General features: G+C 68.9%; 19 protein-coding genes. 15 read left to right on the top strand and 4 right to left on the bottom strand.

The window, feature by feature from the left end; all coding sequences use genetic code 11:
- Positions 1-84: 84 nt before the first annotated feature.
- The 7 genes from ACAM42_RS29340 (at position 85) to ACAM42_RS29310 (ending at position 9,132) form a co-directional block, all read left to right on the top strand.
- The gene (locus ACAM42_RS29340) at positions 85-1,257 is read left to right on the top strand and encodes an isovaleryl-CoA dehydrogenase (RefSeq protein ID WP_056577364.1); all 1,173 of its coding nucleotides are present in this window, start codon (positions 85-87) and stop codon (positions 1,255-1,257) included.
- Between the two features lie 68 nt (positions 1,258-1,325).
- Positions 1,326-2,993, top strand: coding sequence for an AMP-binding protein (locus ACAM42_RS29335; RefSeq protein WP_369630258.1), 1,668 nt, complete (start codon positions 1,326-1,328; stop codon positions 2,991-2,993).
- A complete protein-coding gene (locus tag ACAM42_RS29330) occupies positions 2,990-4,612 on the top strand; it encodes a carboxyl transferase domain-containing protein (protein WP_369630257.1) in 1,623 nt (540 codons plus the stop codon). Before ACAM42_RS29335 ends, ACAM42_RS29330 begins: the two co-directional genes overlap by 4 nt.
- A 10-nt stretch (positions 4,613-4,622) precedes the next feature.
- Complete coding sequence (locus ACAM42_RS29325) at positions 4,623-5,414, top strand: enoyl-CoA hydratase/isomerase family protein (protein WP_369630256.1); 792 nt, start codon at positions 4,623-4,625, stop codon at positions 5,412-5,414.
- Positions 5,415-5,433: 19 nt separating this feature from the next.
- Positions 5,434-6,105 carry a DUF4126 domain-containing protein gene (locus ACAM42_RS29320; protein WP_095947914.1) on the top strand — a complete coding sequence of 224 codons (672 nt, stop codon included), beginning with the start codon at positions 5,434-5,436 and terminating at the stop codon, positions 6,103-6,105.
- The gene (locus ACAM42_RS29315) at positions 6,098-8,098 is read left to right on the top strand and encodes an acetyl-CoA carboxylase biotin carboxylase subunit (protein WP_369630255.1); all 2,001 of its coding nucleotides are present in this window, start codon (positions 6,098-6,100) and stop codon (positions 8,096-8,098) included. The genes ACAM42_RS29320 and ACAM42_RS29315 overlap by 8 nt, the downstream gene beginning before the upstream one ends.
- A gap of 80 nt (positions 8,099-8,178) precedes the next feature.
- A complete protein-coding gene (locus ACAM42_RS29310) occupies positions 8,179-9,132 on the top strand; it encodes a DUF4349 domain-containing protein (protein ID WP_369630254.1) in 954 nt (317 codons plus the stop codon).
- A 25-nt stretch (positions 9,133-9,157) separates the two neighbouring features.
- Here the strand turns inward: ACAM42_RS29310 and ACAM42_RS29305 are convergent, their stop codons facing one another.
- Positions 9,158-9,472, bottom strand: a complete 315-nt coding sequence (locus ACAM42_RS29305; protein ID WP_119552476.1) for an EthD family reductase — start codon at positions 9,470-9,472, stop codon at positions 9,158-9,160.
- An 87-nt stretch (positions 9,473-9,559) separates the two neighbouring features.
- Here ACAM42_RS29305 and ACAM42_RS29300 point away from each other — a divergent pair, with 87 nt between their 5' ends.
- The 8 genes from ACAM42_RS29300 to ACAM42_RS29265 all read left to right on the top strand — a co-directional run bounded on the left by ACAM42_RS29300 (position 9,560) and on the right by ACAM42_RS29265 (position 16,533).
- The gene (locus tag ACAM42_RS29300) at positions 9,560-10,480 is read left to right on the top strand and encodes a glyoxylate/hydroxypyruvate reductase A (RefSeq protein ID WP_062477390.1); all 921 of its coding nucleotides are present in this window, start codon (positions 9,560-9,562) and stop codon (positions 10,478-10,480) included.
- A gap of 93 nt (positions 10,481-10,573) precedes the next feature.
- Entirely contained in the window at positions 10,574-11,323 is a 750-nt protein-coding gene (locus ACAM42_RS29295; RefSeq protein WP_369630253.1) for an IclR family transcriptional regulator, read from the top strand.
- The gene (locus ACAM42_RS29290; protein ID WP_095746917.1) at positions 11,320-11,709 is read left to right on the top strand and encodes a cupin domain-containing protein; all 390 of its coding nucleotides are present in this window, start codon (positions 11,320-11,322) and stop codon (positions 11,707-11,709) included. Before ACAM42_RS29295 ends, ACAM42_RS29290 begins: the two co-directional genes overlap by 4 nt.
- A gap of 24 nt (positions 11,710-11,733) precedes the next feature.
- A complete protein-coding gene (locus ACAM42_RS29285; RefSeq protein WP_369630252.1) occupies positions 11,734-12,747 on the top strand; it encodes a Bug family tripartite tricarboxylate transporter substrate binding protein in 1,014 nt (337 codons plus the stop codon).
- Complete coding sequence (locus tag ACAM42_RS29280; protein WP_369630251.1) at positions 12,744-13,976, top strand: CaiB/BaiF CoA transferase family protein; 1,233 nt, start codon at positions 12,744-12,746, stop codon at positions 13,974-13,976. The genes ACAM42_RS29285 and ACAM42_RS29280 overlap by 4 nt, the downstream gene beginning before the upstream one ends.
- Positions 13,973-15,142, top strand: coding sequence for an acyl-CoA dehydrogenase family protein (locus ACAM42_RS29275; RefSeq protein ID WP_369630250.1), 1,170 nt, complete (start codon positions 13,973-13,975; stop codon positions 15,140-15,142). The genes ACAM42_RS29280 and ACAM42_RS29275 overlap by 4 nt, the downstream gene beginning before the upstream one ends.
- 9 nt (positions 15,143-15,151) lie before the next feature.
- Entirely contained in the window at positions 15,152-15,448 is a 297-nt protein-coding gene (locus tag ACAM42_RS29270; protein ID WP_369630249.1) for an acylphosphatase, read from the top strand.
- Between the two features lie 164 nt (positions 15,449-15,612).
- Positions 15,613-16,533: a hydroxymethylglutaryl-CoA lyase gene (locus tag ACAM42_RS29265; RefSeq protein ID WP_369630248.1), complete on the top strand. Its 921-nt coding sequence runs from the start codon at positions 15,613-15,615 to the stop codon at positions 16,531-16,533.
- 17 nt (positions 16,534-16,550) lie between these two features.
- On the opposite strand, the gene ACAM42_RS29260 is transcribed toward ACAM42_RS29265, so the two are convergent.
- Genes ACAM42_RS29260 through nirD form a run of 3 tightly spaced genes read right to left on the bottom strand, consistent with a single transcriptional unit; the run spans position 16,551 to position 19,524 of the window.
- Positions 16,551-18,302, bottom strand: coding sequence for a protein kinase (locus ACAM42_RS29260; RefSeq protein ID WP_369630247.1), 1,752 nt, complete (start codon positions 18,300-18,302; stop codon positions 16,551-16,553).
- A gap of 20 nt (positions 18,303-18,322) precedes the next feature.
- A complete protein-coding gene (locus tag ACAM42_RS29255; RefSeq protein ID WP_369630246.1) occupies positions 18,323-19,135 on the bottom strand; it encodes a formate/nitrite transporter family protein in 813 nt (270 codons plus the stop codon).
- 47 nt (positions 19,136-19,182) lie between these two features.
- Positions 19,183-19,524, bottom strand: a complete 342-nt coding sequence (nirD, locus tag ACAM42_RS29250; RefSeq protein ID WP_070062899.1) for a nitrite reductase small subunit NirD — start codon at positions 19,522-19,524, stop codon at positions 19,183-19,185.
- Between the last annotated feature and the right edge of the window lie 15 nt (positions 19,525-19,539).

The following is a 19,539-nucleotide window of genomic DNA, read 5'->3' as shown; positions in this document are numbered from 1 at the left end:
GCCACGAGGCGTAAGCTGCGTTTTTTCAAGCGCCATCCGCGCGGGCAGCCCTGCGCGCCGACCCCTTCAGAGGAGACAAGACTCATGCACGATTTCGGCCTCAACTTCGACCTGGGCGACGACATCGACGCGCTGCGCAGCGCGATCCAGGACTTCGCCGCCAACGAAATCGCGCCCCGCGCCGCCGAGATCGACCGCGACAACCTGTTCCCGCACGACCTGTGGCAAAAGCTCGGCGAGCTGGGCCTGCACGGCATGACGGTGAAGGAAGAATTCGGCGGCACCGAGCTGGGCTACCTGGCCCACATCGTGGCCATGGAAGAAGTCTCGCGCGCTTCGGCCTCGGTGGGCCTGTCGTACGGCGCGCACTCCAACCTGTGCGTGAACCAGATCCACCGCAACGGCAGCGACGCGCAGAAGAAGAAATACCTGCCCAAGCTGGTGAGCGGCGAGCACGTGGGCGCGCTGGCCATGAGCGAGCCCAACGCCGGCTCCGACGTGGTGAGCATGAAGCTCAAGGCCGACAAGAAGGACGGCTACTACGTGCTCAACGGCGGCAAGATGTGGATCACCAACGGCGGCGACGCCGACACGCTGGTCATCTACGCCAAGACCGAACCCGAAATGGGCGCGCGCGGCATGACGGCCTTCATCGTCGAGAAGAATTTCAAAGGTTTTTCGGCCGGCACCAAGCTCGACAAGCTCGGCATGCGCGGCTCCAACACCTTCCCGCTGTTCTTCGACAACTGCGAAGTGCCCGAAGAGAACGTGCTCGGCGGCGAAGGCATGGGCGCCAAGGTGCTGATGAGCGGCCTGGACTACGAGCGCGCCGTGCTCTCGGGCGGCCCGCTGGGCATCATGGCCGCCTGCATGGACGCCGTGATCCCCTACATCCACGAGCGCCAGCAGTTCGGTCAGAGCATCGGCGAGTTCCAGCTGATGCAGGGCAAGATCGCCGACATGTACTCGACCTGGCAGGCCACCCGCGCCTACGTGTACGCCGTGGGCAAGGCCTGCGACCGCAACGACCATGCGCGCACCTTCCGCAAGGACGCGGCCGGCGCCATCCTGTATTCGGCCGAAAAGGCGACCTGGATGGCCGGCGAGGCGATCCAGACGCTGGGCGGCGTGGGCTACACCAAGGACTTCCCGGTCGAGCGGCTGTGGCGCGACGCCAAGCTGTACGAGATCGGCGCGGGCACGAGCGAAGTGCGCCGCATGCTCATTGGCCGCGAGCTGTTCTCCGAAACCGCATAAGCCGCGCTGCACACCCTCACCCCACCCTCTCCCCGCAGGGAGAGGGCGCCAGACAAGGAGACAAGACGATGCCACTGACGCAGAGCCTGGCCCAAGGCGCCACCGACGTCCCCCTCATCGAGCAAGCCATCGGCGACTTCTTCGACGACATGGTCGAAAAGCAGCCTGAACGCGAAGCCCTCGTCAGCCGCCACGAAGGCCAGCGCTTCACCTACCGCGAACTGCAGACCGCGTCGAACAAGCTGGCGAGCGCGCTGCTGAGCCTGGGGCTCGTGCCCGGCGACCGCGTGGGCATCTGGTCGCACAACAACGTGCCCTGGGTGCTGATGCAGATCGCCACCGCCAAGGTCGGCCTGATCCTCGTGAACATCAACCCCGCCTACCGCACCTCGGAGCTCGAGTACGCACTCAACAAGGTCGGCTGCAAGGCGCTGGTGACGATGGCGCAGTTCAAGACCAGCGACTACCTGGGCATGCTGCGCGAGCTGGGCCCGGCCAAGCTGCCGCTGCTGCAGCACACCTTCTGGATCGACAAGCCCGGCCAGGGCGACGAGCAGCCCGGCATGCGCCGCTTCAGCGAGCTGCTGGCCAGCGGCGATGCGGCCGACGCGCGCGTGGCCGCCACGCAGAAGACGCTGAAGGCCACCGACCCGATCAACATCCAGTTCACCAGCGGCACCACGGGCTTTCCCAAGGGCGCGACGCTCACGCACCGCAACATCCTGAACAACGGCTTCTTCATCGGCGAGTGCATGAAGCTCACACCGGCCGACCGCCTGTGCATCCCGGTGCCGCTGTACCACTGCTTCGGCATGGTGCTGGGCAACCTGGCTTGCCTCACGCACGGCTCGGCCATCGTGTACCCGAACGACGGTTTCGATCCGCTCACCGTGCTCGAGACCGTGCAGGCCGAGAAGTGCACGGGCCTGCACGGCGTGCCCACGATGTTCATCGCCGAGCTGGACCATCCGCGCTTCAAGGAGTTCGACCTGTCGACGCTGCGCACCGGCATCATGGCCGGCTCGCCGTGCCCCATCGAGGTGATGAAGCGCGTGGTCAACGAGATGCACCTGGGCGAGATCACCATCGCCTACGGCATGACCGAGACCAGCCCGGTGAGCTGCCAGAGCAGCACCGACACGCCGCTCGATCGCCGCGTGTCGACCGTGGGCACGGTGCAGCCGCACCTCGAAGTGAAGATCATCGACCCCGAGACCGGCGCGATCATGCAGCCGGGCCAGTCGGGCGAGCTGTGCACGCGCGGCTACTCGGTGATGCACGGCTACTGGGAAGACGAGCCCAAGACCCGCGAAGCCATCGACGCCGAGCGCTGGATGCACACCGGCGACCTCGCCACCATGGACGCCGAGGGCTACGTGAACATCGTCGGGCGCATCAAGGACCTGGTGATCCGCGGCGGCGAGAACATCTACCCGCGCGAGATCGAAGAGTTCCTGTACCGCCACCCGAAGGTGCAGGACGTGCAGGTGGTCGGCCTGCCCGACAAGAAGTATGGCGAAGAGCTGTGCGCCTGGATCATCGTCAAGCCCGGCCAGAGCGCCACCGATGCCGAGATCCGCGATTTCTGCAAGGGGCAGATCGCGCACTACAAGGTGCCCAAGTACATCCAGTTCGTCTCCGAGTTCCCGATGACGGTGACCGGCAAGATCCAGAAATTCAAGATCCGCGACGCCATGACCGAGCAGCTCGGTCTCAGCCAAGAAAAGACAGCATGAGCAAACTCGAAACCAAACTCAACGCACGGTCGGCCGACTTCCAGGCCAATGCGGCCGCCATGCGCGCGCTAGTCGACGACCTGCAGCAGCAGTTCGCGAAGGTGGAGCAGGGCGGCGGCGAGGCCGCGCGCGCCAAGCACACGGCACGCGGCAAGCTGCTGCCGCGCGACCGCGTGGCCGAGCTGCTCGACCCGGGCACGCCCTTCCTCGAGATCGCGCCGCTGGCCGCGCATGCGATGTACCTCGATGCGAAGGGGGCCGAGTCGGCGCCCGGCGCCGGCATCATCGCGGGCATCGGCCGCGTGAACGGTGTCGACTGCATGATCGTGTGCAACGACGCCACGGTGAAGGGCGGCACCTACTACCCGATGACGGTCAAGAAGCACCTGCGCGCACAGGAGATCGCCGAGCAGAACCGCCTGCCCTGCATCTACCTCGTGGACTCGGGTGGTGCCAACCTGCCGAACCAGGACGAGGTGTTCCCCGACCGCGAGCACTTCGGCCGCATCTTCTACAACCAGGCCAACATGAGCGCCCAGGGCATCCCGCAGATCGCGGTGGTCATGGGCTCGTGCACGGCCGGCGGCGCGTACGTGCCGGCGATGAGCGACGAATCGATCATCGTGAAGAACCAGGGCACCATCTTCCTGGGCGGCCCGCCGCTCGTGAAGGCGGCCACCGGCGAGGTCGTGTCGGCCGAAGACCTGGGCGGCGGCGACGTGCACACGCGCCTGTCGGGCGTGGTCGACCACCTGGCACAGAACGACCTGCACGCGCTGGCGCTGGCGCGCTCGGCGGTGGCCAACCTCAACGCGAAGGCCGCCGACACGCCGCAAGGCACCACGGTGCGCGCGCCCGACTTCCCGCGCGAAGAGCTGTACGGCGTGATCCCCACCGACACGCGCAAGCCCTTCGACGTGCGCGAGATCATTGCGCGCATCGTCGACGGCAGCGAGTTCCACGAGTTCAAGGCCCGCTTCGGCGCCACGCTGGTGTGCGGCTTCGCCGAGATCGAGGGCATGCCGGTCGGCATCATCGCCAACAACGGCATCCTGTTCAGCGAGTCGGCACAGAAGGGCGCGCACTTCATCGAGCTGTGCTGCCAGCGCAAGATCCCGCTGGTGTTCCTGCAGAACATCACCGGCTTCATGGTGGGCCGCAAGTACGAGAACGAAGGCATTGCACGCCACGGCGCCAAGATGGTGACGGCCGTGGCCACCGCCAACGTGCCGAAGTTCACGATCATCATCGGCGGCAGCTTCGGCGCCGGCAACTACGGCATGTGCGGCCGCGCGTACAGCCCGCGCTTCCTCTGGATGTGGCCCAACGCGCGCATCAGCGTGATGGGCGGCGAGCAGGCCGCGAGCGTGCTCGCCACGGTGAAGCGCGACGGCATCGAACTGAAGGGCGGCAGCTGGAGCGCGGACGAAGAAGAAGCCTTCAAGGCACCGATCCGCCAGCAGTACGAAGACCAGGGCCACCCCTACTACGCCACCGCACGCCTGTGGGACGACGGCATCATCGATCCGGCCGACACGCGCCGCGTGCTCGCACTGGGCCTGGCCGCATCGCGCAACGCGCCGATCCCCGAGCCGAAGTTCGGCATCTTCCGCATGTGAGGTGAACCGCATGAGCGACTACACCAAGCTGAACCTCGCCATCGACGGCGCGGTCGCACGCATCTGGCTCGACCAGCCCGACGCGCGCAACGCCTTCGACGACGTCGTGATCGCCGAGCTGACGCAGGCCTTTCTCGAAGCCGGCGCCGCGCCGCAGGTCAAGGCCGTCGTGCTCGGCGCGAACGGCCCGGCCTTCTGCGCGGGCGCCAACCTCAACTGGATGCGCCGCATGGCCGACTACACGCGGGGCGAGAACCTCGCCGACGCGGGCAAGCTGGCCGACATGCTGCGCACCATCGCCGAGTGCCCCAAGCCCACCATCGCGCGCGTGCAGGGCGACGTGTACGCGGGCGGCATGGGGCTCGTGGCCGCGTGCGACATGGCCGTGAGCGTGGACACCGCGTGGTACTGCCTCAGCGAAGTGAAGATCGGCCTCGTGCCCGCGACCATCAGCCCGTACGTGCTGCGTGCCATGGGCCCGCGCGCCTCGCAGCGCTACTTCCTCACGGCCGAGCGCTTCACCGCCGCCGAGGCGCACCGCATCGGTTTCGTGCATGAAGTGGTGGCCGCCGACGCGCTCGACGCCAAGGTCGACGAGCTGCTGAAGGCCCTCACCGGCGCCAGCCCCGCCGCCGTGCGCGCCTGCAAGCAGTTGATCGCCGACGTGTCCGGCCGCGAGATCGACAGCGCACTCATCGCCAAGACGGTCGAAGGCATCGCCGACATCCGCGCGAGCGACGAAGGCCGCGAGGGCGTGCAGGCTTTCCTGCAGAAGCGCAAGCCGTCCTGGCTCGCCGGCTGACAGCCCACCAAGGACCGCCATGAACGCACTCGACATGCCGCAACTGCTCGCACTGGCCGCCGCCATCGGCTGGGCCAGCGGCGTGCGCCTGTACCTCGTCGTGCTGCTGACCGGCCTGGTCGGCTACTTCGGCTGGGTGCCGCTGCCCGCGGGGCTGCAGATGCTCGCGCATCCGATCGTGCTCGCGGTCAGCGGCTTCATGGTGTTCGTCGAGTTCTTCGCCGACAAGATCCCGGGCCTCGACTCGCTCTGGGACGTGGTGCACACCGCCATCCGCATCCCCGCCGGCGCGGCGCTTGCGGCCAGCGTGTTCGGTGCCGACCACGGCGCCATGGCCGTCGTCGCGGCGCTGCTGGGCGGCGGCTTCGCGGCCACGGCGCATGCGGCCAAGGCCACCACGCGCGCGGCCATCAACACCTCGCCCGAGCCGTTCTCGAACGTCGGTGCGTCGCTGGTCGAAGACTCGATGGTGCCGGCCGGGCTGTGGCTCGCGGTGGCGCATCCGCTGGTCTTTCTGGTGCTGTTCGTCTTCGTGCTCGTGCTCAGCGTGTGGCTCATCCGCAAGAGCTGGCGTTTTCTGCGCGCGCTGTTCAGCCGCGTGGCACGCATCTTCAGTGGCCGGCCCGATCCGGGCGTCACGTCCGCCTTTCAACTGAAAAAGAATCCTCCGGGAGACACTCCGAATGTTTAAGAAGATCCTCATCGCCAACCGTGGCGAGATCGCGTGCCGCGTGGCCGCAACTGCTCGCCGCATGGCGGTTCGCACCGTCGCCGTGTACTCCGATGCCGACGCGCACGCCAACCATGTGCGCGCCTGCGACGAGTCGGTGTACCTCGGCGGCAGCGCCCCGAAGGACAGCTACCTGCGCTGGGAAAAGATCCTCGAGGCCGCCAAGGCCACAGGCGCCGAAGCCGTGCACCCGGGCTACGGCTTCCTCAGCGAGAACGAAGAGTTCGCGCAGGCCTGCGCCGACGCCGGCCTGGCCTTCATCGGCCCGCCGCCCTCGGCGATCAAGGCCATGGGCCTGAAGGCCGAGTCGAAGCAGCTGATGGAAAAGGCCGGCGTGCCGCTGGTGCCCGGCTACCACGGCGCCGACCAGGACCCGGCGCTGCTGCAGCGAGAGGCCGACCGCATCGGCTACCCGGTGCTCATCAAGGCCAGCGCCGGCGGTGGCGGCAAGGGCATGCGCGCGGTCGACAAGGCCGCCGACTTCGAGGCCGCGCTGGCCTCGTGCAAGCGCGAAGCCATCAACAGCTTCGGCGACGACGCGGTGCTGATCGAGAAGTACGTGCAGCGCCCGCGCCACATCGAGATCCAGGTGTTCGGCGACACGCAGGGCAACTACGTCTACCTGTTCGAGCGCGACTGCTCGGTGCAGCGCCGTCACCAGAAGGTGTTGGAAGAAGCGCCCGCGCCCGGCATGACCGAGGCGATGCGCAAGCAGATGGGCGAGGCCGCCGTGGCCGCGGCGCGCGCCGTGAACTACGTCGGCGCGGGCACGGTGGAGTTCATCGTCGAGCAGCGCGAAGGCGGCGAGATGAACTTCTTCTTCATGGAGATGAACACGCGCCTGCAGGTCGAACACCCGGTGACGGAAGCGATCACCGGCCTCGACCTCGTCGAGTTGCAACTGCGCGTGGCGTCGGGCGAACCGCTGCCCGCCAAGCAATCGGAACTGCAGATCCACGGCCACGCCATCGAGGCGCGCATCTGTGCCGAGAACCCCGACAACAACTTCCTGCCCGCCACCGGCACGCTGCGCGTGTACCGCAAGCCGCAGGCCACCGCCTTCCAGCGCAGCCGCGTGCGCATCGACGACGGCGTGCGCGAGGGCGGCGAGATCTCGCCCTTCTACGACTCGATGATCGCCAAGCTCATCGTGCACGGCAGCACGCGCGCCGAGGCGCTGGCCCGGCTCGATGCCGCGCTGGCCCAGGTGCAGATCGTGGGCGTGTCGACCAACGTGCAGTTCCTGCGCGGCATCCTGGCGACCGAGTCGTTCTCGAAGGCCAACCTCGACACCGCGCTCATCGAGCGCGAGCGCGCCGTGCTGTTCGACCGCGAGCCGCTGGGCCTGCCGCTGGCCGCGGCCGCCGCCATCACGCGCACGCTGGTCACCGAGTGGCCGACGCAACTGCCCGACCCCTTCGAGCGCCGCGATGGCTGGCGTGCGCATGGCGAGTACAAGCGCCGCTTCGACTTCGAGTTCCGCGGCGCCGAGCACAGTGCGCTGCTGACCTACCGCCGCGACGGCGGCCTGCACCTCGAAGTGGGCGGTGTCGAAGGTCCGCTCACCATCGGGCGCTTTCCCACGGGCGAGTTCGAGCTCGAGTTCGCCGGCACGCGCCAGACCCTCGACGTGCACCTGGACGGCGCCACCGCCCACGTGTTCGCGGCGAAGGGCGCCACGCGCCTCACGGCCATCGACCGCCTCGCCCACGCGGGCGACACCCACGCCGAAGGCGGCCGCCTCACGGCGCCGATGCCCGGCAAGGTCGTGTCCTTCGCGGTCAAGGCCGGCGACAAGGTCAGCCGCGGCCAGCCGCTGGCCGTGATGGAAGCCATGAAGATGGAGCACACCATCGCCGCGCCGGCCGACGGCACGGTGGAGGAACTGATGTTCGCGCCGGGCGAGCAGGTGGCGGAAGGCGACGAATTGTTGCGAATGGCGGCGGCCGCTTAACCCCGTTCGGGCCGTTGGCCCGTATCAGCGGTGGTAGTCATTCTTTTCAAGGAGTCCTGATGATCCGCCGCACCCTTTCCATGTCGACACCCCGCGCCGCCGTGCGCCACCGCGCAGGCGCTGTCCTGCTGGCCCTGGCGGCCGCCCTGTCGCTGGCCGGCTGCGACCGCCAGCACAGTGCCGAGTCGGCTGCGCCGGCCTCCGCGCCTGCGCCCATGCAGGCGCCGCCGATGGGCTACGGCGGCGGCATGGCCATGAAGGAACAGAGGGCGCGTGCACCGCAGGCCGAGATCGCCGCGTCGCAGTCCGACGAGGCGCGGGGCGGCAGTAGCGAGACCGCGCTGCAGCGCTTCCTGGCCGTGCGTCAGGACCTGAACGTCGAAGTGCCGGCCGAACAGCTGGCCGACGCCTGGGGCAAGGTGCGCGACCTGTGCGGCACGCTGAAGTGCGAGCTGCTGTCGTCTTCGCTGCTGCGCGAGGCGGCGCAGCAGCCGGGCAACGCCCTGCTCGAGATGCGCGTGGAACCTGCCGACGTCGACAAGCTGCTCGGCGGCCTGGCCGGCGTGGCGAACGTGGTCTCGCACACCACCACCAGCGAAGACAAGACCTCCGAGGTGATCGACGTCGAGGCCCGCATCAAGAACCGCACCGAGTTCCGCGACAGCCTGCGCGTCATGCTGCGCGACACCGTCACCAAGCGCACCATGGCCGACCTGCTGGCGATCCAGCGCACGCTGTCGGACACCCAGGCCGAGCTCGACGCCATCGCCACCCAGCGCAAGGTGCTGGCGCAGCAGACCAGCAAGCAGCACATCCAGATCCAGTTCACGCCCAAGCGCGCGCTGGTCAGCGGCAGCGACGGCTACAGCCCGATGGCGCACGCGCTGCGCAACGCCGGCGACGTGCTGGCCGAAAGCGTGGGCGCGCTCATCACCTTCGTGGCCGCGGCGCTGCCGTGGCTGCTGCTGGTGGTGCTGCCCGTGGGGTGGCTGGTGCGGGTGCTGTGGCGTCGCCGCCGGACCGGCAAGGCCTGAGTCCGGTCAGAAGCGAAGTGGTGCGTCAGCCCACCACCACTTCGCTGATCTGCATCACCGGCGCGATGTCGGTGTAGTTCTTCACGTCGCCCATGATCTCCTTCACGTGCGGGCCGAAGGCCTTCTGGAAGGACTCGACGGATTCGGCGAACACGTGGCACATGCCGACATACGTGGGCGGCGCGCCCGGTGCGCCGCCGCCCAGGCCCTTGTCGATGGTGTACGAGAGGCAGGCGTCGCCCATGCGGGCCTTGAGCATCGGCATGTGCTGGTCGCGGTAGTAGTCGTGGTCGAACCGCGCGCCGGGGGTGTGGGGGTACATCACGCTGACTTTGATCATGGAAGGTGTCTCCTGGGTGGCTGAATGCGGTCGAGCATAGGAGATGGCGCGCGACGCAACAAGCCGGTGCCTTCTAAGATGGCGCCCATGCGAATCTCCGTCTACCTCACCGACAACCGTCCCGATCCCTGGATCGATGGCCTGAAGGCCGAACTCCCCGAAGCCACCATCGAAGCCTGGACGCCCGGCGCGCCGCAGGCCGACCACGGCGTGGTGTGGGCGCCGCCCCAGCAGTTCCTCGACGAGCAGCCCGACCTGCGCGGCCTGTTCAACATCGGCGCGGGCGTCGATGCGCTGCTCAAGCTCAAGGTGCCGGCGCACACGCGCATCGTGCGCCTGGACGACGCGGGCATGTCGGTGCAGATGGCCGAGTACGTGTGCCACACGCTCATCCGCCACTTCCGCGAGTTCGACGTGTACGAAGCGGATGCGCGCGAGGGCAAGTGGAGCTACCGCAAGCCGAAGCTGCGGCGCGACTTCCCGGTCGGCATCATGGGCCTGGGCGTGCTCGGCGAGCGCGTGGCCAAGGCGGTGGCGCAGTTCGAATTTCCGGTGCTCGGCTGGAGCCGCTCTGCCAAGGCCATCGACGGCGTGCAGGTGTTCAGCGGCGAAGCACAGTTCGACGAGTTCCTGGCCTCCACGCGCGTGCTGGTCAACCTGCTGCCGCTGACCGAGGCCACGCGCGGCATCCTGAACCGCACGACGCTGGGCAAGCTCAAGCCCGAGGGCTACCTCATCAGCATCGCGCGCGGCGGCCACCTGGTGGAAGACGACCTGATCCCGATGCTCGACGCCGGCCAGCTCGCGGGCGCGACGCTCGACGTGTTCCAGGTCGAGCCGCTGCCGGCCGACCACGCCTTCTGGCGCCACCCGAAGATCACCGTCACGCCGCACGGCTCGGCGCGCACGCTGCGCGAGGAGTCCATCGCCCAGATCGCCGGGAAGATCCGCGCGATGGAGCAGGGCCTGCCGATCGCCGGCATCGTCGATCCCGTCCGCGGCTACTGACGGCCCTGCGCCGACGGCGACGAACCGGCTGACACGCGGCCGGCGGGGGAAAACCCCGACGCTTTTGTTTTTCACATACGAGAAAATTTCTTCATGGTTGTGAAAACAGCGTTTCGCGTGATCGAGATCGTCGAGCTCTTCGCCCGGGAGAAGCAGCCGCTGGCCCTGTCCGAGATGGCGCGGCTGCTCGACATGCCGGTGTCCAGCTGCCTGGGCCTGATTCGCACGCTCGAAGAGCAGGGCTACATGTACGAGACCGGCCGCCGCCAGGGCTACTACCCCACGGGCCGGCTGCTGGCCATGGCGCAGGTCATCGCCGCGCACGACCCGGTGCTCGACCGGGTGAAGGCCACGCTCGAGGAACTGCGCGACGCCGCCTGCGAAACGGTGGTGTTCGGCAAGTTCCGCGATGCGGAGCACGTCGTGTACCTCGACGTGCTGAGCGCGCCGCAGCGCATCCGCTACACGGCCGAGTCGGGCGAAACACGCCCCGCGTACGCCAACTCGCTGGGCCGCGCGCTGCTGTCCACGCTCGCGCCCGAGGCGCGCCGCAAGCTGCTCGAGGGCATGACGCTCGCGCCCCTCACCGACGCCACGCTCACCACCGCCGATGCCATCGAGGCCGAGCTGCAACGCGGCGCCGCGCGCGGCTGGTACGGCAACCTCGGCGAAAGCATTCCCGACCTGATCGGCCTGGCCTGGCCGCTGCGCATCGGCGGCGAGGCCTACGCGATCTCGGTGGCCGGCCCGCGCTACCGCATGGAGCCGCGCATCGAGGAGATCGCGGCGATGCTGCGCTCGGCGTGCCTCGCGATCGAACCCAAGACAGAAAGCCCCCGATGACTGCCACCGCTGCGCGCTACTTCGTCCGCGAGGACGAGATCACCGGCTACCACCCCGCCAACCACACCGGCACGCTGAACAAGCGCCTGATCGGTCCCGAGACGGTGGGTGCGAAGCAGCTCGAGGTGCTGGTGGGCCACATCCAGAAGGGCAAGGGCGCGCTGCCGCATGCGCACCCGGGCATCGAACAGGTCTGCTACATGCTCGAAGGCCGTGCGGTCGCCGAGGTGGGCGGCCAGCGGCAGGAGCTGCATCCTGGCGACAGCTGCTTTTTTCCGGCCGACGCGATGCACACCTTCACGGTGGTGAGCGACGAGCCGGTGCGCGTGCTGGTGATCTACAGCCCGCCGTACGAGGAATCGCCGGAGCGCGTGATCCGGCCCTGAACGACAACCCCCGGAGACACAACCATGCAGACGAAGAACGCGACAGAAACAGTCGCGGTGGAAAGCCGCCGCCGTTTCATTTCCATCGGCGCTGCGGCGGGCCTCGTGGGCGCCGCGCCCTGGGCCTTCGCGCAGGACGGCGGCTATCCGAAGCAGCCGATCAAGCTCGTCGTGCCCTTCGCGGCCGGAAGCGGCACCGACGCGGTGGCGCGCATCACCGCGCAGATGCTGGGCGAGGCGCTCAAGGCCTCGGTGATCGTCGACAACCGGGCCGGCGCCAGCGGCGTGATCGCGGCCGAGCTGGTGGCCAAGGCGCCGCCCGACGGCTACACGCTCTTCATGACGACCAACACCACGCACTCGGCCAACCCGAGCCTGATGAAGTCGCTGCCCTACGACCCGGTGAAAGATTTCGCGCCCGTCAGCCGCATGGGCAACCTGCCGTTCATGCTGGTGGTGAACAACGACCTGCCCGTGAAGAGCGTGGCCGAGCTGCTGGCCTGGGGCCGCGCGCATCCGGGCAAGCTGACCTACGCCAGCGGCAACAGCACCGGCATCGTGAGCGGCGCCACGCTGTCGCGCATGAGCGGCATCCCGATGCTGCACGTGCCCTACAAGAGCACGCCGCCGGCCATCGCCGACCTCATCGGCGGGCAGGTGTCGATGATGGTGGTCGACCTCGCCGCGGGGCTCGCCACGGTCAAGGCCGGCAAGATGCGCGCCATTGCGGTCACCACGCAGGAGCGCACGAAGCTCTTCCCTGAGCTGCCGCCGCTGGCCGACACGCCAGAGCTGAAAGGCTTCGACATCACGTCGTGGAACGGCGTGTTCGCGCCGGCCGGCACGCCGCGCGATGTCGTGCTCAAGCTCAACAAGGCGCTCGCGGACATGGCGAACGGCACGGTCTTTCGCGAGCGCGTGAGCAGGCTGGGCTTCGATGCGTTCGGCAGCACGCCGGAAGAACTCGGCGCCTTCACCGTGTCCGAGCTGGCGAAGTGGAAGAAGCTGATCCAGGCCGCGGGCATCCAACCCGAATGAGCATGACCGGTTCTCTCGGCCCCCTCGAAGGCATCCGCATCCTCGACCTCACGGCCGTGGTGATGGGCCCGTACGCCACGCAGACCCTCGGCGACCTCGGCGCCGACGTCATCAAGGTCGAGCCGCCGTCGGGCGACAACCTGCGCGCCGTCGGCCCGATGCGCCATGCCGGCATGGGCGCGATGGCGATGCACCTGAACCGCAACAAGCGCTCCATCGTGCTCGACCTCAAGCAGCCCGAAGGCCGCGAGGCCTGCCTGCGGCTTGCGGCCGGCTGCGATGCGCTCATCTACAACACGCGCCCGCAGGCGATGGCGCGGCTCGGGCTCGGCTACGAGGCCGTGGCTGCGGTCAATCCGAAGATCGTCTACCTCGGCGCCTTCGGCTACGGCGAAGAAGGCCCCTACGCCGGCAAGCCCGCGTACGACGACCTGATCCAGGGCGCGGCCGGTGTCGCCTCGCTCTTCGCGCAGCAAAGCGGCGGCGCGCCGCGCTACGCGCCCGTCACGCTGGCCGACCGCGCCGTGGGCCTGCAGGCCGCCATCGCGCTGCTCGCTGCCGTGCTGAGTGCGCAGCGCACCGGCAAAGGCCAGGCGGTGGAAGTGCCGATGTTCGAGGCGCTCTCGCAGTTCGTCATGGGCGACCACCTCGGCGGCCACAGCTTCGAGCCGCCGCTCGGTCCCACCGGCTACGCGCGCCTGCTCGCGGAGCACCGCAAGCCCTACGCCACGGCCGACGGTTACCTCGGCGTGCTCATCTACAACGACAAGCACTGGCAGGCCTTCTTCGACGTGATCGGTCGGCCCGAGCTGCGCAGCTCGCCGATGTTCGGCACGCACACGGCGCGCGCCGCGAACATCGGCGCGGTCTACGCATTCGTCGCCGAGGTGATGGCCACGCGCGGCAGCGACGAATGGATGGCGCTGCTGGAAGCCGCCGACATCCCCGTCGCGCGCCTGCACACCACCGAGAGCCTGCTCGACGACCCGCACCTGCGCGCCGTCGATTTCTTCCCCGAGTTCGACCATCCGAGCGAAGGCCGCATCCGCACGCTCGCGCCTGTCGGCCGCTACAGCGCCACGCCCGCGGCCATCCGCCGGCCCGCGCCGCGCATCGGCGAACAGAGCGTGGAGCTGCTGCGCGAAGCGGGCTACGCGGACGACGCCATCGACCGCATGCTCGCGCGCGGCGTCACGCTGCAGCCGGACCTCCTGAAAGACAGCGAATGAATTTCTCCCTGAACGAAGACCAGCGCTCGCTCGTCGCGGCCATCGAGCGTCTGTGCGAAGACTTCCCCGTCGACTACTGGCGCGACCACGACGACCGCGCCGTGTTCCCGCACGAGTTCCACCGCGCCGTCGCCGACAGCGGCTGGCTCGGCATCGCCATGCCCGAGGCGCAGGGCGGCGCGGGGCTGGGCATCACCGAGGCGGCGCTGATGATGCGCGCCATCAGCGCGTCGGGCGCGGGCATGTCGGGCGCGTCATCGGTGCACATGAACATCTTCGGCCTCAACCCGGTGGTGGTGTTCGGCACCGAGTCGCAGCGCCAGCGCTTCCTGCCGCCGCTGATCGCGGGCACCGAGAAAGCCTGCTTCGCCGTGACCGAGCCCGACGCGGGGCTCGACACCACGAGCCTCAAGACGCAGGCGGTGCGCCAGCCGAACGGCAGCTACCTGCTGCACGGCCGCAAGATCTGGATCTCGACCGCGCAGGTGGCCGACCGCATGCTGATCCTCACGCGCACCACGCCGCTGGACCAGGTGAAGAAGCCCACGCAGGGCCTCACGCTGTTCTACACGGCGCTGGACCGCAGCAAGGTCGAGGTGCGCGAGATCCACAAGCTGGGCCGCGCGGCGGTCGACTCCAACATGCTCTTCATCGACGGCCTCGAGGTGCCCGAAGAAGACCGCATCGGCGAGGAAGGCCGGGGCTTCGAATACATCCTGCACGGCCTGAACCCCGAGCGCATCTTGATCGCGGCGGAAGCCATCGGCATCGGCCGCGCCGCGCTGCGCATCGCTTCGCAGTACGCGCAGGAGCGCGTCGTCTTCGGCCGGCCTATCGGCCAGAACCAGGGCGTGGCGCATCCGCTCGCGCGCGCCTGGGCCAACCTGGAGGCGGCCGACCTGATGATGCTCAAGGCCGCCACGCTGTATGACGCGGGCGAGCCCTGCGGCATCGAGGCCAACGCCGCCAAGTACCTCGCGGCCGAGGCGGCGCACGACGCCTGCCAGAACGCCGTGCTCACACTGGGTGGCATGGGCTACGCGAAGGAATACCATGTCGAGCGCCTGCTGCGCGAGAGCTACATCCCGCGCATCGCGCCGGTCAGCCCGCAGATGATCCTGAACTTCATCGCCGAGAAGGCACTGGGGCTGCCGAAGTCGTACTGACCACTGCCCATGAACCCACACGCCACCATCACCCGCCATCTCGTCGTCCACGGCCTCGTGCAGGGCGTGGGTTATCGCTGGTCGATGGTGCAGGCCGCGCAGCGGCTCGGCGTGCGCGGCTGGGTGCGCAACCGGCGCGACGGCAAGGTCGAAGCGCTCGTGGCCGGCCAGGCCGATGCGGTCGAGGCGCTGGTGCACTGGGCGCGCCAGGGGCCGGCCGGTGCGCGCGTGGCGGCGGTCGATGTGAGCGAGGCCGAAGCCGCGAGCGATCTGCCCGACGGCTTCGCGCAGCGCGAGACCGTCTAGCGGCTGTTTTCCTGCGGGGCCGACCGGTTGGCACCATTTGCAACCCCACAGGCGCGCATTGCTACCTTCCGCGACTTGTGTACCAAGCAGCGCAAGCCCATGTGTCAGACAATCGAAGCCGGTTTTTCATCACCCTCCCGCGACAGCGACACCAGAGACATCCCATGAAACTCCCCGCCCAGGTCAAGCTCGTCGACGTCGGTCCACGCGACGGCCTCCAGAACGAAAAGCAACCCGTCTCCGCCGAGGTCAAGATCGGCCTCGTGCACCGCCTGCAGGACGCCGGCCTGAAAGAGATCGAGGTCACCAGCTTCGTCTCGCCCAAGTGGGTGCCGCAGATGGCCGACAACGCCGAAGTGATGCACGGCATCACGCGCAAGCCGGGCGTTCTCTACTCGGTGCTCACGCCCAACATGAAGGGCTTCGAGGCCGCCATTGCCGCGCCGCGCGACGAGTGGCCCGACGAGATCGTGGTGTTCGGCGCCGCGAGCGAGGCCTTCAGCCAGAAGAACATCAACTGCTCGATCGCCGAGAGCATCGAGCGCTTCGCGCCCGTGGTCGAGGCGGCGCGCGCCAAGGGCATCGCCGTGCGCGGCGCCATGTCGTGCACCGTGGGCTGCCCCTACGAAGGCGAGATCGCGCCGGCCAAGGTCGGCTACCTTGCGCAACTGATGAAGGGCATCGGCGTGCAGCGCGTGGACGTGGCCGACACCATCGGCGTGGGCACGCCGCGCAAGGTGCAGGCGGCCATGGAGGCCACGCTGGCGCACTTCGATGTCGACGCCATCTCCGGCCACTTCCACGACACCTACGGGCAGGCGCTGGTCAACACGCTGGCGGCGCTCGAGCTGGGCGTGTGGAACTTCCAGTCGTCCTCGGCCGGCCTGGGCGGCTGCCCCTACGCCAAGGGCGCGACGGGCAACGTCGCGACCGAGGACGTGGTCTACATGCTGCACGGCATGGGCATCGCCACCGGCATCGACCTGGACAAGCTCATCGACGCGGGCGTGTACATCAGCGAAGCGCTGGGCCGCGAACCGAACTCGCGCGCCTCGAAGGCGATCCGCACCAAGCGCGCGGGCTGAGCCTTCCTACTTTCTTCTCAGCGCCCGAAGGCGCGCAGCCCGAGCAGCACCACCACCGCCGCGGCCAGCAGCACGGTGGTGCACTGCCAGAAGAGCACGGGGCGGCGCTCGATCAGCGGCGGCATCCGCGCGCTCCAGAACTCCGGGCCCGGCGCGCGCAGGTCGTGCGCGAACTCCGACACCGCCTGCTGCCGCTTCGCGGCCTGCGGGTGCAGCGCCTTCTGCAGCACGGCATCGACCCACGCGGGCAGCTCGGGCCGCAGGTGGCGCACGGGCACATAGCGCAGGCGCCCCACATCGGCTTGCGTGCGGATGCGCGACACCTGCAGGCCGTAGGGCAGCTGGCCGCACAGCATCTGGTAGACGATCGCGGCCAGCGAGAACAGGTCGGAGCGCGCGCTGCCGCCGTGCCCGGTGAAGTACTCGGGCGCGGTGTACTGCAGCGTGCCTTCGATGGCGAGCGCGCGCGCCTCGCCGCTGCCGTCGGCCAGGCCGGCCACGTGGGTCGCGGCCAGGTCGATGATCTTCACGGTGCCGGTGCGGTCGATCATCACGTTCTCGGGCCGCAGGTCCTGGTGCAGCATCTCCTTGCCGTGCAGCGCCTGCAGCCCGCGCGCCAACTGCGCGACGATGCCGCGCACGCTGTCCAGGTCGGGCCGGGGGTGGTCGACCATCCATTGCGCGAGCGTGTGGCCGTCGACGTACTCCATGGCCACGTACAGGTGCGCGCGCGGGCGCTCGACGGCGCTGGCCTTGAGCACGTGCGGGCTGTCGATGCGCCGCGCCACCCACTCCTCGAGCACGAAGCGGTCGAGGTAGCCGGGGTCGTCGCGCAGGTCGACCGACGGCAGCTTCAGCACGACCGGCTGGCCGGTGGCGTCGTCGGTGGCCAGGTAGACGTGGCTGCGCGCGCTCATGTGCAGCTCGCGCACGAGGCTGAAGCCTTCGAAGCGGGCCCGCGGCGCCAGCGCCGGCGGCATCGCCAGGCCTTCGCGCTGCAGCTGCGCGGGCGGCGCGGCGGCGTCGGGCAGTTCGTCGATGCGCAGCAGCTGCACCGTGATGTCGTCGGTGCTGCCCCGGGTGCGCGCGGTTTCCGCGAGCCAGCGCGCTGCTTCGTCGAAGTCGTCGGCATGCAGCGCCAGCGCCTCGTGCACGGCGGCGGCGTCCAGGTGCGTGTAGGCGCCATCGGTGGCCAGCAGGTAGACCTCGCCCACCTCGGCTTGCCAGCAGCGGTGGTCGATCTCCACATGGGCGCCCGCGCCCAGCGCGCGCCCGAGGTACGACTCGACCGACGACACGCGCACGCGGTGGTCCTCGGTGAGCTGTTCGAGCGCGCCGGCATGCAGCCGGTGGATGCGCGCATCGCCCACGTGCAGCAGGTGCGCGTCGCGGCCCTTGAGGATCAGCGCGCTGAAGGTGCAGACGTAGCCGCTGTCCTTGTCGAAGCGCGCGTCGCTGCGCATCGTCTGCGCATGCAGCCAGGCGTTGGTGGCGCCCAGCACGCGCTGCGCCGCGCGCTGCACCGACCAGGTGTCGGAGGTGGCGTAGTAGTCGTCGAGAAAGCCGCGCACGGCCGCCGCGCTCGCCACCTGGCTCACGTGGCTGGAGCCGATGCCGTCGGCCAGCGCCACGGCGATGCCCTTGGAAAGAAGCAGCGCGCCCTCGGGCAGCATGGCGCCGTGGAAGTCCTGGTTGACCGGCGCGTGAAGCCCCGCCAGCGAATGCTGGCCGAGCGTCACGCGCAGCTGCTTGCGCGGCGGCGCGGGCATGCGAACCGTGGGGCTGCGGTTCAGCTGGCGACGCGCTTGGCCGCCGTCTTGTAGTGCGTGGCGTACAGCGTGAGGCCCACGAAGGTCAGGCCGCCGACGAGGTTGCCGATCACCGTGGGCAGTTCGTTCCAGATCAGGTAGTCCATGAAGGTGAACTTGCCGCCCAGCATCAGGCCGGCGGGGAACAGGAACATGTTGACGATGGAGTGCTCGAAGCCCATGTAGAAGAAGACCATCACGGGCATCCACATGCCGATGGCCTTGCCCGACACGGTGGTCGACATCATGGCCGCGACCACGCCGGTCGAGACCATCCAGTTGCACATCACGCCGCGAATGAACAGCGTGAGCATGCCGGCCGCGCCGTGCGCCGCATAGCCGACGGTGCGGCCTTCGCCGATGTGGCCGAGCTTTTCGCCGATGGCGTTGGGCGCTTCGCTGAAGCCGAAGGTGAAGATGATCGCCATGAACACCGCCACCGTGAGCGCGCCCGCGAAGTTGCCCACGAACACCAGGCTCCAGTTGCGCATCACGCCGCCCCAGGTGGCGCCGGGGCGCTTGTCGAGCACGGCCAGCGGTGCCAGCGTGAACACGCCGGTGAGCAGGTCGAAGCCCAGCAGGTACAGCATGATGAAGCCGACCGGGAACAGCATCGCGCCCACCAGCGCATTGCCGGTGTTCACGGTGATGCTCACGGCGAAGGCGGCGGCCAGCGCGAGGATGGCGCCGGCCATGTACGAGCGGATCAGCGTGTCGCGCGTGGACATCAGCAGCTTGGATTCACCGGCGTCGACCATCTTGGTCACGAATTCGGCAGGGGCGAGGTAGGCCATTCGGAGTCCTTTGAGAGAGGCTGAAGAAAAAAGAGAAGAGGGCGGCGTCAGGCGAGCGCGACGAGCACGCGGCCGTCCTCGACGCGCACCGCATGCGCGCGCACCGAGTGCTCGGGCGCCTCCAGGCATTCGCCGCTGCGCAGGTCGAAGTGGTTCTTGTAGAGCGGCGAGGCCACGACGATGCGCTCGCCCAGGCTGCCGACCAGCCCGCGCGAGAGCACGCTGGCGCCGGCCTTCGGGTCGACGTTGTCGATGGCGAAGAGCGAGGGCTCCTGGCCGACGCGGAAGATCGCGACATGCACGCCGTCGACCAGCGCGCACACGCCGGTGTCGGGGAGGATGTCGCCGGCGGCGCACACGGCGGTCCAGGTCTGGGTGTCTGTGGTCATGGTGGGTTTTCTTCC

It is taken from the genome of Variovorax sp. V35 (assembly GCF_041154465.1).
Classification (GTDB): domain Bacteria; phylum Pseudomonadota; class Gammaproteobacteria; order Burkholderiales; family Burkholderiaceae_C; genus Variovorax; species Variovorax boronicumulans.
The sequence above is the reverse complement of the archived record's forward strand: the minus strand, read 5'-3'. Positions and strand labels throughout refer to the sequence as shown.

Coding starts and splice junctions, on each gene's coding strand:
- nirD (WP_070062899.1), bottom strand. CDS start 19,524: ATGACCACAGACACCCAGACCTGGACCGCCGTGTGCGCCGCCGGCGAC.
- ACAM42_RS29325 (WP_369630256.1), top strand. CDS start 4,623: ATGAGCGACTACACCAAGCTGAACCTCGCCATCGACGGCGCGGTCGCA.
- ACAM42_RS29280 (WP_369630251.1), top strand. CDS start 12,744: ATGAGCATGACCGGTTCTCTCGGCCCCCTCGAAGGCATCCGCATCCTC.
- ACAM42_RS29265 (WP_369630248.1), top strand. CDS start 15,613: ATGAAACTCCCCGCCCAGGTCAAGCTCGTCGACGTCGGTCCACGCGAC.
- ACAM42_RS29305 (WP_119552476.1), bottom strand. CDS start 9,472: ATGATCAAAGTCAGCGTGATGTACCCCCACACCCCCGGCGCGCGGTTC.
- ACAM42_RS29290 (WP_095746917.1), top strand. CDS start 11,320: ATGACTGCCACCGCTGCGCGCTACTTCGTCCGCGAGGACGAGATCACC.
- ACAM42_RS29320 (WP_095947914.1), top strand. CDS start 5,434: ATGAACGCACTCGACATGCCGCAACTGCTCGCACTGGCCGCCGCCATC.
- ACAM42_RS29295 (WP_369630253.1), top strand. CDS start 10,574: ATGGTTGTGAAAACAGCGTTTCGCGTGATCGAGATCGTCGAGCTCTTC.
- ACAM42_RS29330 (WP_369630257.1), top strand. CDS start 2,990: ATGAGCAAACTCGAAACCAAACTCAACGCACGGTCGGCCGACTTCCAG.
- ACAM42_RS29275 (WP_369630250.1), top strand. CDS start 13,973: ATGAATTTCTCCCTGAACGAAGACCAGCGCTCGCTCGTCGCGGCCATC.
- ACAM42_RS29315 (WP_369630255.1), top strand. CDS start 6,098: ATGTTTAAGAAGATCCTCATCGCCAACCGTGGCGAGATCGCGTGCCGC.
- ACAM42_RS29310 (WP_369630254.1), top strand. CDS start 8,179: ATGTCGACACCCCGCGCCGCCGTGCGCCACCGCGCAGGCGCTGTCCTG.
- ACAM42_RS29335 (WP_369630258.1), top strand. CDS start 1,326: ATGCCACTGACGCAGAGCCTGGCCCAAGGCGCCACCGACGTCCCCCTC.
- ACAM42_RS29260 (WP_369630247.1), bottom strand. CDS start 18,302: ATGCCCGCGCCGCCGCGCAAGCAGCTGCGCGTGACGCTCGGCCAGCAT.
- ACAM42_RS29270 (WP_369630249.1), top strand. CDS start 15,152: ATGAACCCACACGCCACCATCACCCGCCATCTCGTCGTCCACGGCCTC.
- ACAM42_RS29255 (WP_369630246.1), bottom strand. CDS start 19,135: ATGGCCTACCTCGCCCCTGCCGAATTCGTGACCAAGATGGTCGACGCC.
- ACAM42_RS29340 (WP_056577364.1), top strand. CDS start 85: ATGCACGATTTCGGCCTCAACTTCGACCTGGGCGACGACATCGACGCG.
- ACAM42_RS29285 (WP_369630252.1), top strand. CDS start 11,734: ATGCAGACGAAGAACGCGACAGAAACAGTCGCGGTGGAAAGCCGCCGC.
- ACAM42_RS29300 (WP_062477390.1), top strand. CDS start 9,560: ATGCGAATCTCCGTCTACCTCACCGACAACCGTCCCGATCCCTGGATC.